The organism is Serratia sp. LACPHL-BACT-2024-00286 (assembly GCF_043109535.1).
GTDB classification, from domain to species: Bacteria; Pseudomonadota; Gammaproteobacteria; order Enterobacterales; family Enterobacteriaceae; genus Serratia; species Serratia sarumanii.
In genome coordinates, this window is sequence record NZ_JBICNA010000007.1 from 290,223 (window position 1) to 302,159 (window position 11,937).

Annotated in this window: 10 protein-coding genes; 7 read left to right on the forward strand and 3 right to left on the reverse strand. The window is 60.7% G+C overall.

All coding sequences use genetic code 11. From position 1 onward, the window contains the following. Positions 1 to 1,509, reverse strand: a complete 1,509-nt coding sequence (gene ravA, locus ACF8MC_RS21085) for an ATPase RavA (protein ID WP_202637373.1) — start codon at positions 1,507 to 1,509, stop codon at positions 1 to 3. Between the two features lie 283 nt (positions 1,510 to 1,792). Between ravA and kup the strand changes: the two genes are divergently transcribed. The 7 genes from kup to rbsR all read left to right on the forward strand — a co-directional run bounded on the left by kup (position 1,793) and on the right by rbsR (position 9,645). Then, positions 1,793 to 3,661: a low affinity potassium transporter Kup gene (gene kup, locus ACF8MC_RS21090; protein ID WP_033636508.1), complete on the forward strand. Its 1,869-nt coding sequence runs from the start codon at positions 1,793 to 1,795 to the stop codon at positions 3,659 to 3,661. Between the two features lie 170 nt (positions 3,662 to 3,831). After that, on the forward strand, positions 3,832 to 4,251 hold the full coding sequence (gene rbsD / locus ACF8MC_RS21095) for a D-ribose pyranase (RefSeq protein ID WP_033649571.1): 420 nt from the start codon (positions 3,832 to 3,834) through the stop codon (positions 4,249 to 4,251). 7 nt (positions 4,252 to 4,258) lie between these two features. Continuing rightward, entirely contained in the window at positions 4,259 to 5,764 is a 1,506-nt protein-coding gene (rbsA, locus tag ACF8MC_RS21100) for a ribose ABC transporter ATP-binding protein RbsA (RefSeq protein ID WP_033636505.1), read from the forward strand. A gap of 6 nt (positions 5,765 to 5,770) precedes the next feature. Then, positions 5,771 to 6,739, forward strand: coding sequence for a ribose ABC transporter permease (gene rbsC, locus ACF8MC_RS21105; RefSeq protein ID WP_019455467.1), 969 nt, complete (start codon positions 5,771 to 5,773; stop codon positions 6,737 to 6,739). Positions 6,740 to 6,763: 24 nt separating this feature from the next. After that, entirely contained in the window at positions 6,764 to 7,651 is an 888-nt protein-coding gene (gene rbsB / locus ACF8MC_RS21110; protein ID WP_025160300.1) for a ribose ABC transporter substrate-binding protein RbsB, read from the forward strand. A gap of 61 nt (positions 7,652 to 7,712) precedes the next feature. After that, positions 7,713 to 8,639 carry a ribokinase gene (gene rbsK, locus ACF8MC_RS21115; protein ID WP_033649572.1) on the forward strand — a complete coding sequence of 309 codons (927 nt, stop codon included), beginning with the start codon at positions 7,713 to 7,715 and terminating at the stop codon, positions 8,637 to 8,639. Between the two features lie 4 nt (positions 8,640 to 8,643). Next, positions 8,644 to 9,645: a ribose operon transcriptional repressor RbsR gene (rbsR, locus tag ACF8MC_RS21120; RefSeq protein ID WP_039568324.1), complete on the forward strand. Its 1,002-nt coding sequence runs from the start codon at positions 8,644 to 8,646 to the stop codon at positions 9,643 to 9,645. On the opposite strand, the gene mdtD is transcribed toward rbsR, so the two are convergent. Together mdtD and ACF8MC_RS21130 are read right to left on the reverse strand one after the other, a co-directional pair. After that, complete coding sequence (gene mdtD, locus ACF8MC_RS21125; protein WP_025160302.1) at positions 9,642 to 11,057, reverse strand: multidrug transporter subunit MdtD; 1,416 nt, start codon at positions 11,055 to 11,057, stop codon at positions 9,642 to 9,644. The two genes, rbsR and mdtD, sit on opposite strands and share 4 nt — an antisense overlap. A gap of 67 nt (positions 11,058 to 11,124) precedes the next feature. Then, positions 11,125 to 11,814, reverse strand: a complete 690-nt coding sequence (locus ACF8MC_RS21130; RefSeq protein ID WP_103774350.1) for a FadR/GntR family transcriptional regulator — start codon at positions 11,812 to 11,814, stop codon at positions 11,125 to 11,127. Positions 11,815 to 11,937: the final 123 nt, after the last annotated feature.

Sequence of the window (11,937 nt, forward strand, 5' to 3'; positions counted from 1 at the left end):
TTACTGGCCGCGCATTTGCTGCAGTTGCTGTTTAACCTGCTCCGCCACCTGCAGCAGACTGGCTTCGATCTTGGCCAGGCCGGCGACGGGCGTGAACAGACAGGGCTGATGTTGGCTGAAGGCACGGCGCTGCTCCGCCAGGCGTTGGGCCAACGCGTCCATTTCGTCCAGCAGCGCCTGCGGCGTGGCGGTGGCCTGTTTGCCCGGCAGCGCCAGCAGCGACGGCTGGCGGCTGACGTCCAGCACCGTCAGGTGCAGTTGGTCGTCGACCTCCAAATCGATCGGCTGCGCGAAGCCGATGCCGTTCAGCTTGGCGCGCACGTCGCCGCCTTTTTGCAGCCAGTTGTCCAGCACGCTGCTTTCGATGCTCAGATGGTTGACCTGAATGTCATGCAGCTGCAGCGGCTTTTGCAGCAACAGGGTGAGGGTGCCGCCAGCGAACGGCGTGGCCGGTGCGTATTGCGGTTTACGGCTGAACATGCCGCCCTTTTTCACCAGGCTGATGGCCTGCCGGTCGCTTTGTTGCTGCTGATCCTGCAGCCAGCGGGTGTGGATTTGTTGCAGTTGGATCAGCATCGACTGTTGCTGGTAGGCCGATTCGGTCAGCAGCTGATCGATCTGCTGTTGCAGCAGCTTCAGCGAGGTGAGATCGTGCCACAGGCAGTCTTTCAGCAGCATCAGGTCGAGCGGGGCGATGGCGTCGCGCCCGCTGAAGAAGGCGCAGGCCTGCAGCAGGCGCAGGGCTTTTTTCCAGCGTCGGTCAGAGACGTACGGCGCCTGTTCCAGCGCGTCCAGCCGCTGGCGCAGCTGGAAAATCAGCTCAAAGCAGGCTTCCGGCAGCGCCACCTTATCGATCTGCGGCTGCCACTGCAGAAACTCTTCGTCGCTGACGCTCAGCGCCGCCGGCACCGGGTTTTGGCTTTCGCTCTGGCGGTTGACCAGCAGCGAGCGGAAATTCTGCTTATCCTGCACCTTATCCAGCCACAGGCGGATCAGCATGCGGTCATATAAGGCTTCGAGGCTGTTGTCCGCTTCGGGCAGTTCGTTGGAGGCGGTCACCAGCAGGCGCAGCGGGATCGGTTCTTCGCTGTTGCCGTTGCGAAAGCGCCGTTCGTTGATCGCCGTCAGCAGGGTGTTGAGGATCGCCGGGCCGGCCTTCCAGATCTCGTCCAGAAACACGATCTCCGCTTCCGGCAGGTAGCCGGCGGTCAGACGCTGATAGCGCCCCTCATCTTTCAACGCCTGAATGGAGAGCGGGCCGAAGACCTCTTCCGGCGTGGAAAAGCGCGTCATCAGGTATTCAAAGGAGCGGGCGTTGCGGAAGGCAAACTTCAGCCGGCGCGCGATCAGGCTCTTGGCGATGCCGGGCGGGCCGAGCAGGAATACGCTTTCGCCGCTCAGCGCCGCCAGCAGGCACAGGCGAATCGCTTCTTGCCGCTCATAAAGACCGCTCTCCAGCGCGCTGCTGAGGCGGGAAATTCGTTCTGCCAGAAGGGATGATGGCGTCATATAATTGTCGCATTGTCCGAGAGTTAGCCAATCTTGGTCGATAATCCGATGATAAACCACCATTATTTTTAGTGGTATAGCTTGTTGATTAGTAATATTTTTCTAAGTTGAGCCGGATATCCGGTTCACATTTTGTTTATTTTTCGGCTCTGATATAAGGGTAGGCAAGCCGTATAAATGGTGCATACTGTGCGGCTTTCTGGTGGGCGTGACGGATCTTTGAGCCCGTATTTTGCCTGATGCGGATGCATCGCTAACGGATGTTCTGATAAAGAAACGAATTATGAGCGCAGAGCATAAGCAGTCCTTATCGGCGGTAACCCTGGCGGCCATCGGCGTGGTCTACGGTGATATCGGCACCAGCCCTCTCTATACGTTGAGAGAGTGTTTCTCCGGCCATTACGGCTTCGATGTTCGTCCAGACGTGGTTTTCGGCTTCCTGTCGCTGATTTTCTGGATGCTGATCGTGATCGTTTCCCTCAAATATCTCACCTACGTGATGCGCGCGGACAACGCCGGCGAGGGCGGCATTCTGACGCTGATGTCGCTGGCCGGGCGCAACACTTCGGCGCGCACCACCGCGGTGCTGGTGATACTGGGCCTGATCGGCGGCAGCTTCTTCTATGGCGAGGTGGTGATCACCCCGGCTATCTCGGTGATGTCGGCGATAGAGGGGCTGGAAATCGCCGCGCCTGCGCTCGATGCCTATATCGTGCCGCTCTCCATTCTGGTGCTGACGCTGCTGTTCGTTATTCAAAAGCACGGTACCGGCAGCGTCGGCAAGCTGTTCGCCCCGGTGATGCTGCTGTGGTTCATCGTGTTGGCGGTGCTGGGCGCGCGCAGCATCATTTCGAACCCGGAAGTGCTGCAGGCGCTGAACCCCAAATGGGCGCTCAACTTCTTCATGGAATATAAGAAGGTGTCGTTCTTTGCGCTGGGGGCGGTGGTGCTGTCGATCACCGGCGTCGAGGCGCTGTATGCCGATATGGGGCACTTCGGCAAGTTCCCGATCCGCCTGGCCTGGTTCACCGTGGTGCTGCCTTCGCTGGTGCTCAACTACTTCGGCCAGGGCGCGCTGCTGCTGAAAAACCCTGAGGCGATCAAAAACCCGTTCTTCCTGCTGGCACCCGACTGGGCGCTGATCCCGCTGCTGATTCTGGCGACCCTGGCGACGGTGATCGCTTCGCAGGCGGTGATTTCCGGCGTCTTCTCGCTGACCCGCCAGGCGGTGCGCCTGGGCTATTTGTCGCCGATGCGCATTATTCACACCTCGGAAATGGAATCCGGCCAGATCTACATTCCGGTGATCAACTGGACGCTGTACATCTCGGTGGTGCTGGTGATTGTCGGTTTCGAACACTCCAGCAACCTGGCGGCGGCGTACGGCATCGCCGTCACCGGCACCATGGTGCTGACCAGCATTCTGGTCACCTCGGTGGCGATCAACAACTGGCACTGGAATCGCTTCCTGGCGCTCGGCATCGCTGCCATCTTGCTGATCATCGACGTGCCGATGTTCTCCGCCAATGCCCTGAAGCTGTTCTCCGGCGGCTGGTTGCCGCTGACCTTGGCGCTGGTGATGTTTATCATTATGACCACCTGGAAGAGCGAGCGCTTCCGCCTGCTGCGCCGCCTGCATGAACACGGCAACTCGCTGGAGGCGATGATCGCCTCGCTGGAGAAATCGCCGCCGGTGCGGGTGCCGGGTACCGCGGTGTTCCTGTCGCGCGCCACCAACGTCATTCCTTTTGCGCTGCTGCACAACCTGAAGCACAACAAGGTGCTGCATGAGCGCGTGGTGCTGCTGACGCTGCGCACCGAGGATGCGCCTTACGTGCACAACGTGCGCCGGGTGACCATCGAACAGCTGTCGCCGACCTTCTGGCGGGTAGTGGCCAGCTACGGCTGGCGGGAAACGCCGAACGTCGAGGAGGTATTCCACCGCTGCGGGCTGGAAGGGTTGCCGTGCCGCATGTCGGAGACCTCGTTCTTCATGTCCCATGAATCGCTGATCCTCACCAAGCGGCCGTGGTACCTCTACCTGCGCGGCAAGCTGTTCGTCGCCCTGAGCCGCAACGCGCTGCGCGCGCCGGATCAGTTTGAGATCCCGCCGAACCGGGTCATCGAGCTCGGCACGCAGGTCGAGATCTAACCCGCCTGACAGGGGCTCAGCATGGCTGAGCCCCTTTTGTCTGTGCATTGTTCGTGCGTGAACGAAACGTTTCGATAGCGATCACACTTCTGCATTGTCCCGGTTGCCTTCCCCTGCCGTTTTTTTAAACTCCCCCAGAGAGCGAAACGTTTCGCTAGCGGAGTGAGAAGATGAAAAAAGGCGTATTACTGAATTCCGACGTGTCTGCCGTGATTGCCCGGCTGGGGCATACCGACCAGCTCACCCTGTGCGACGCGGGCCTGCCGATACCGGCGGCGACGCAGCGCATCGATCTGGCGCTGACGCAGGGCGTGCCGACCTTCATGCAGGTGTTCGCGGCGGTCACGCAAGAGATGCAGGTAGAAAGCGCCATCCTGGCGGAAGAGATCGTGAAACAGAATCCGTCGCTCCACGAGGCACTGTTGGCTGAACTGACCGCACTGGGCCAACGCCAGGGCAATACCATCAGCGTGCGTTATATCAGCCATCAGGCGTTTAAAGCGCAAACCGAGCACAGCCGGGCGGTGATCCGCAGCGGGGAGTGTTCGCCTTACGCGAACCTGATCCTGTGCGCCGGCGTAACTTTCTGAGGCGTTTATGCAACCTTTACTGCAACTGAAAGGGATTGATAAAGCCTTTCCCGGCGTGAAGGCGCTTTCCGGCGCCGCCCTCAGCGTTTATCCCGGCAAGGTGATGGCGCTGGTGGGGGAAAACGGCGCCGGGAAGTCCACCATGATGAAAGTGCTGACCGGCATCTATCAGAAAGACGCCGGCAGCCAGTATTTTCTCGGTAACGAGGTGGCGTTCAACGGGCCTAAAGATTCGCAGGAAGCGGGCATCGGCATTATCCATCAGGAGCTGAACCTGATCCCGCAGCTGACGATTGCGGAAAACATCTTCCTCGGCCGCGAGTTCGTCAACCGTTTCGGCCGCATTGACTGGAAGCGTATGTACGCCGAGGCCGATCGCTTGCTGGCGCGCCTCAACCTGCGCTACAGCAGCCACCGGCTGGTGGGCGAGCTGTCGATCGGCGATCAGCAGATGGTGGAGATCGCCAAGGTGCTGAGCTTCGAATCGAAAGTGATCATCATGGACGAACCGACCGACGCGCTGACCGACACCGAAACCGCCTCGCTGTTCAAAGTGATCAACGAGCTGAAGGCCGAAGGGCGCGGCATCGTTTATATCTCGCACCGCCTGAAAGAGATTTTTGAAATCTGCGACGACGTGACCGTGTTCCGCGACGGGCAGTTTATCGCCGAGCGGCCGGTGAGCGAGCTGCAGGAAGATTCGCTGATTGAGATGATGGTCGGCCGCAAGCTGGAAGAACAATACCCGCGCCTTGATTTGCCGCGCGGGGAAAAACGGTTGGAAGTCAGCCACCTTTCCGGCCCCGGCGTTGAGGACGTCAGTTTTACGCTGTATCGCGGCGAGATCCTCGGCGTGGCCGGGCTGATGGGCGCCGGGCGCACCGAACTGATGAAGATCCTGTACGGCGCCGCGCCGCGCAAGGCCGGCACCGTCAGCCTGGACGGCCGCGAGGTGGTCACCCATTCGCCGCAGGACGGGTTGGCGAACGGCATCGTCTATATCTCGGAAGACCGCAAGCGCGACGGCCTGGTGCTGGGCATGTCGGTGAAGGAAAACATGTCGCTGACCGCGCTGCGCTACTTCAGCCGCGCCGACGGCAGCCTGAAACAGGCCGACGAGCGGCAGGCGGTGGGGGATTTCATCCGGCTGTTTAATATCAAAACGCCGTCGATGGAACAGCCGATCGGTCTGCTTTCCGGCGGCAATCAGCAAAAAGTGGCGATCGCCCGCGGCCTGATGACTCGGCCGAAGGTGCTGATCCTCGATGAGCCGACGCGCGGCGTCGACGTCGGCGCCAAAAAAGAGATCTATCAGTTAATCAACCAGTTCAAGCAGGAAGGGCTGAGCATCATTCTGGTGTCTTCGGAAATGCCGGAGGTGATGGGCATGAGCGATCGCATTCTGGTGATGCACGAAGGGCATCTCAGCGGCGAGTTCCCGATTGAACAGGCCACCCAGGAAGCGTTGATGGCGGCAGCCGTCGGCAAGCAATACGGCGTAAAGCAGGAGTAATCAGATATGAGTTCCCAGACTATCGCAGCTAAGCGCTGGTTCAGTAAAGAGTGGCTGTTAGAGCAGAAGTCGTTGATTGCGCTGCTGGTGCTGATCGCCGTGGTCTCTTCCATGAGCCCGAACTTCTTCACCCTGAACAATCTGTTCAATATTCTGCAGCAAACCTCGGTGAACGCCATCATGGCGGTGGGGATGACGCTGGTGATCCTTACGTCCGGCATCGATCTGTCGGTGGGATCGCTGCTGGCGCTGACCGGCGCGGTGGCGGCGTCGATCGTCGGTTTTGAGGTCAACGCGCTGGTGGCGGTGGCGGCGGCATTGGCGCTGGGCGCCGCGGTTGGCGCCTGCACCGGGGTGATCGTCGCCAAAGGCAAAGTGCAGGCCTTTATCGCCACGCTGGTGATGATGCTGCTGCTGCGCGGCGTCACCATGGTGTACACCAACGGCAGCCCGGTCAACACCGGTTTCACCGACGTGGCCGACACCTTCGGCTGGTTCGGCATCGGCCGCCCGCTGGGCGTGCCTACGCCGATCTGGATCATGGCAATCGTGTTCATCGCCGCCTGGTATATGCTGCACCATACGCGCCTGGGCCGCTATATTTATGCCCTGGGCGGCAACGAAGCGGCAACCCGCCTGTCCGGCATCAGCGTCGATAAGGTGAAGATTATCGTCTACTCGCTGTGCGGCCTGCTGGCGGCGCTGGCCGGGGTGATCGAAGTGGCGCGCCTGTCGTCGGCGCAGCCGACCGCCGGCACCGGCTATGAGCTGGACGCCATCGCCGCCGTGGTGCTGGGCGGCACCAGCCTGGCCGGTGGCAAGGGCCGCATCGTCGGCACGCTGATCGGGGCGCTGATCCTCGGCTTCCTGAACAACGGCCTGAATTTACTGGGTGTTTCTTCCTACTACCAAATGATCGTGAAGGCAGTGGTGATACTGCTGGCGGTTCTGGTAGATAACAAAAGCAACAAGTAACCTCCCCCTACAGGAATCACGATGATGAAAATGAAAAAACTGGCAACCTTAGCTTCCGCCATCGCGCTGAGCGCCACCCTGAGCGCCAATGCCATGGCCAAAGACACCATCGCGCTGGTGGTGTCCACCCTCAACAACCCGTTCTTCGTCTCGATGAAGGACGGTGCGCAGCAAGAGGCCAACAAGCTGGGCTACAACCTGGTGGTGCTGGATTCCCAGAACAACCCGGCGAAAGAGCTGGCCAACGTGCAGGATCTGATGGTGCGCGCGCCCAAGCTGCTGCTGATCAACCCGACCGACTCCGACGCGGTAGGCAACGCCATCAAGATGGCCAACCAGGCTAAGATCCCGGTCATTACGCTGGACCGCGTGGCGAGCAAGGGTGACGTGGTGAGCCACATCGCTTCGGATAACCGCGTGGGCGGCAAAATGGCCGGCGACTTCATCGCCAAGAAAGTGGGTGCCGATGCCAAGGTGATTCAACTGGAAGGCATCGCTGGCACTTCCGCCGCGCGTGAACGCGGTGAAGGCTTCAAACAGTCGCTGGATCAGAATAAATTCAAACTGTTGGCCAGCCAGCCGGCCGATTTCGATCGCACCAAGGGCCTGAACGTGATGCAGAACCTGCTGACTGCGCACCCGGATGTGCAGGCGGTGTTCGCTCAGAACGATGAAATGGCGCTGGGTGCGCTGCGCGCGCTGCAAACCGCCGGTAAAACCGACGTGATCGTGGTAGGCTTCGACGGCACCGCTGACGGCGTGAAAGCGGTCGAAGGCGGTAAGCTGGCGGCGACCGTGGCGCAGCGTCCCGATCAGATCGGCGTGATCGGTGTGGAAACCGCCGATAAAGTGCTGAAAGGCGAAAAAGTGCCGGCGACCATCCCGGTCGATTTGAAACTGGTCACTCAGTAAGTCATACCAGCGCCATCGGAACGGGGCGTTTACGATGGCGCGCAATTCAGGAATCAATGCGATGGAAACAGGTAAGCTGGTGGTTCTTGGCAGCATCAATGCCGACCATATCCTCAATATTGAACACTTCCCCCACCCGGGCGAAACGGTGATCGGGAAACAGTATAAGGTGGCGTTTGGCGGCAAGGGCGCGAATCAGGCGGTGGCGGCCGGGCGCAGCGGGGCGGAGATCGCCTTTATCGCCTGCGTGGGCGCCGACGACATTGGCGAACGTGTCCGCCGGCAGCTGGCGAGCGATCGCATTGATACTCAACCGATTGAAGCCATCGCCGACAGCACCACCGGCGTGGCGCTGATCTTCGTCAACGCCGAAGGCGAGAACGTGATTGGCATCGATGCCGGCGCCAACGCGGCGGTGACGCCGGATTACCTGGCACGCTACCAACAAAAAGTGATCGACGCCGACGCTTTGCTGATGCAGCTGGAGTCGCCGCTGGAGACGGTGATCGCCGCCGCCCGCCTGGCGAAGCAGCATCACACGCAAGTGATCCTCAACCCGGCCCCGGCGCGTGAGCTACCGGACGAGCTGCTGGGCATGATCGATATGATCACCCCGAATGAAACCGAAGCCCAGCGCCTGACCGGCATCGCCGTGGACAACGACGCCGATGCGGCGCGCGCGGCGCAGGCGCTGCACGACAAGGGCATCGCGACGGTGATTATCACCCTCGGCAGCCGCGGCGTGTGGCTGAGCGAAAACGGCAACGGCAAACGGGTGCCCGGCTTCAAGGTGCAAGCGGTGGATACTATCGCCGCCGGCGATACCTTTAACGGTGCGCTGGTCACAGCCCTGTTGGAAGGCAAGGCCATGGCCGACGCGGTGCGTTTCGCCCATGCGGCGGCGGCGATCGCCGTGACCCGCCCTGGCGCGCAGCCTTCGGTGCCGTGGCGTGAAGATATCGACGCCTTCTTGCAGCAGCAGGGGTGATCCTTTGGCCACCATGAAAGATGTCGCCCGCCTGGCGGGCGTTTCAACCTCTACCGTTTCGCATGTGGTCAACAACAATCGCTTTGTCAGCGACAGCGTGCGCGACAAGGTCATGGCGGCCGTGGAACAGCTGAACTATGCGCCTTCCGCGCTGGCGCGCAGCCTGAAGCTCAATCAGACGCGCACCATCGGCATGCTGGTGACCGCCAGCAACAACCCGTTTTATGCCGAAGTGGTGCGCGGCGTGGAGCGCAGCTGCTATGAACGCGGCTACAGTTTAATCCTGTGCAATACCGAAGAAGACGCCGCGCGCATGAACCGCAGCATGGAGACGCTGCTGCAAAAGCGCGTCGACGGTTTGCTGCTGATGTGCACCGAAAACCACCGGCCATCGCAAGATGCCCTGAGCCGCTACCCGTCATTGCCGATCGTGATGATGGACTGGGCGCCGTTCGAGGGCGCCAACGACATTATTCAGGATAACTCGCTGCTGGGCGGCGAGATGGCGACCGATCATCTGATCGCCCGCGGCTACCGCCAAATCGCCTGCATCGCCGGCCCGCAGGATAAAACCACCGCCCGTCACCGGCTGGAAGGCTATCGCAACGCGATGCGGCGCGCCGGATTGCCGGTTCCGCCAGGGTATGAAGTGCACTGCGATTTTGAGTTTGAGGGCGGCGTGAACGCCATGCGCCAACTGCTGGCGCTGGACGAGCCGCCGCATGCGGTGTTCGCCGGCAACGACGCGGTGGCGGTGGGCGTTTATCAGGCGCTGTATCAGGCCGGGCTCTCCGTGCCGCAGGATATGGCGGTGATGGGCTACGATGACATTGAGCTGGCGCGCTATCTGGCGCCGCCGCTGAGCACCATTCATCAGCCGAAGGATTCGCTGGGCGAACTGGCGATCGATGCGCTGATCAATCGCCTGCAAAACCCGGAGCGCGCCCCCCAGGTGCTGGTGCTGACGCCCGAGCTGGTGGAACGCGCCTCGGTGGGCCGCCGTTAACTCGCCGCCTTCGCTTCTTTCTTGCTTTCCTGGCCGCTGATCAAATTGCGGCCATCCTTCCTTCTCAGCAACATAAACACCAGCGCCGACGCTACGGTGACGATCCCCATGGTGATAAAGGTGTAATGGAAGTGGTCGATCATGGTGCCTAACGATAGAGATTCGTAAAAACGCAGCACCGCCGCGCTGATCGCCACGCCGAAGCTGATGGACAGCTGTTGGGTGACCGCCAAGACGCTGTTGCCGGCGCTGGCGTTGGCGTCGTTCAAATCCGCCAGGCTGATGGTGTTCATGGCGGTGAACTGGGTGGACATCGCCATGCCCAGCACGAACAGCGGCAGGATCATCAGCCACAGCGGCATGCCCGGGCTTTGCAGGGCGAACTGGGCGATCAGCACCCCGATGATGACGGTGATGCCGACCAGCGTTTTACGGTAGCCGAACCAGCGCAGCACCTGAGTGACGGTGGATTTCGCCATCAGCGAACCGATGGCGGTTGGCGCCATCATGCAGCCGGCGACGATCGCCGTGTAGCCGAATCCCACCTGCAGCATGAGCGGCATTAAAAACGGCACGCAGCCGGTGCCTAGCCTGGAGGCGACGTTGCCGGCGATGCCGACCGAGAAGGTGCGGGTTTTGAACAGGTCGAGACCGATCAGCGGCTGAGGATGGCGGCGGGCGTGCGCGATATAGCCGAACAGCATCACGAAGCCGCTGAGCAGAATGCCCAGCGAAACGTAGCTGGCCAGTACCCGCTCGCCAAACAGTTCCAACCCGGTAGAGATCAGCACCAGGCTCAGGCCGAACAGCATAAAGCCAAGGAAGTCGAAGCGGCGCTTGGGCGTGGTGAAGTCCGGCATGTATTTACGTGCATAGAAGATGCCGAGCAGGCCGATAGGGATATTGATCAGGAAAATCCAGTGCCAGGTGGCGTAGGTGACCAGCCAGCCGCCCAGCAGCGGCCCCAGAATCGGCCCGACCAGGCCGGGCATGGTGACGAAGTTCAGCACCGGCAGCAGTTCGCTGCGCGGGTAGGCGCGCAGCAGCGCCAATCGCGCGACCGGCATCATCATCGCGCCGCCGATGCCCTGCAGCACGCGAGAGGCGACCAGCGCGCTCAGCGTAGGGGACAGAGCGCACAGCAGCGAGCCGAGGGTGAATAACGTGACGGCGAAGATGAACACGCGCCGGGTGCCGAAGCGGTCCGCCAGCCAGCCGCTGACCGGGATCAGCATCGCCACCGTCAGCGTGTAGCTGATGACGGCCGATTGCATCGCCAGCGGCGAACGCCCCAGGCTTTGGGCGATCGCCGGCAGCGCGGTATTGAGGATAGTGGCGTCCAGCGCCTGCATAAAGAACGCCATTGCGGCGATCCACGGAAGTCCTGCCATACTGCGCGCGGATTGGGTCATGGTCGGTCCTGGTTAAATGGTCGTCTGTCCCTCGTCTCTTTCTTCTATATATAAGCGGGGAGCGTGTCTAGTCTTTCTCTTTCAGCAGTATCTGGCAGGCGACGAGCGCGCCAGCGCTGTCTCCGGCGAGTATCGCATCGACGATAGCCTGATGATGGCGCAGCTTGATCACTTCATTGCCGGTGATGGCGCGGAAGTAGCTTTGGTACACCGAACTGAACAGGTTGGCGAACGAGGTCAGGAACGGGTTGCCGCTGGCTTCGTAGATGAGCTGGTGGAATTGGGTATCGACCTGGATCCAACGCTCGCGATCAAACTGGGTATGCAGCGCGCGCATTTCCGCCATCAGCTCCGCCAGCAGCTTGGTTTGCTGCGGGCTGGCGTGGTTTGCCGCCAACGCGCAGGCCTGCGGCTCCAGCGAGGTACGCAGGATAAGGAAGTGTTGCATCACCTGATCGAAGTTTTCCCGCGTCATCCACCAGGTCAGTAAATCCTGATCGAGGAAATTCCATTGGCTCTGCGGCATCACGCGAGTGCCGATGCGCGGGCGCGGTAGCAGCATGCCTTTGGCGGCTAACATCTTTACCGCTTCGCGTACTGCGGTGCGGCTGACGCCGAATTGCTCGCCCAGTTCCATTTCACCGGGCAGGATGCTGCCGGCCTGATAATTGCCCGCCAGAATTTGTTGCCCAAGTTTCTCTGCAAGCAGATAAGAAAGATTGCGTTGGGCGGCCTGTTGTTGTGCATTTAACGGCATGGCTGCGGGTCCTTACTGACATCGTTATTTCTATTTTACTCCAGTGATCGCCAGCTTTTATGGCTGTTTGCCTGAAAAAGTGACATAAATTCGTCGCTTTTTCGCCCTTTTGTTGAAAAAATC

What these genes read in the sequence shown, in the direction of transcription:
- rbsA (WP_033636505.1), top strand. Translation starts at nt 4,259, where the DNA reads ATGCAACCTTTACTGCAACTGAAAGGGATTGATAAAGCCTTTCCCGGC.
- mdtD (WP_025160302.1), bottom strand. Translation starts at nt 11,057, where the DNA reads ATGACCCAATCCGCGCGCAGTATGGCAGGACTTCCGTGGATCGCCGCA.
- rbsD (WP_033649571.1), top strand. Translation starts at nt 3,832, where the DNA reads ATGAAAAAAGGCGTATTACTGAATTCCGACGTGTCTGCCGTGATTGCC.
- ACF8MC_RS21130 (WP_103774350.1), bottom strand. Translation starts at nt 11,814, where the DNA reads ATGCCGTTAAATGCACAACAACAGGCCGCCCAACGCAATCTTTCTTAT.
- ravA (WP_202637373.1), bottom strand. Translation starts at nt 1,509, where the DNA reads ATGACGCCATCATCCCTTCTGGCAGAACGAATTTCCCGCCTCAGCAGC.
- rbsC (WP_019455467.1), top strand. Translation starts at nt 5,771, where the DNA reads ATGAGTTCCCAGACTATCGCAGCTAAGCGCTGGTTCAGTAAAGAGTGG.
- kup (WP_033636508.1), top strand. Translation starts at nt 1,793, where the DNA reads ATGAGCGCAGAGCATAAGCAGTCCTTATCGGCGGTAACCCTGGCGGCC.
- rbsB (WP_025160300.1), top strand. Translation starts at nt 6,764, where the DNA reads ATGAAAATGAAAAAACTGGCAACCTTAGCTTCCGCCATCGCGCTGAGC.
- rbsK (WP_033649572.1), top strand. Translation starts at nt 7,713, where the DNA reads ATGGAAACAGGTAAGCTGGTGGTTCTTGGCAGCATCAATGCCGACCAT.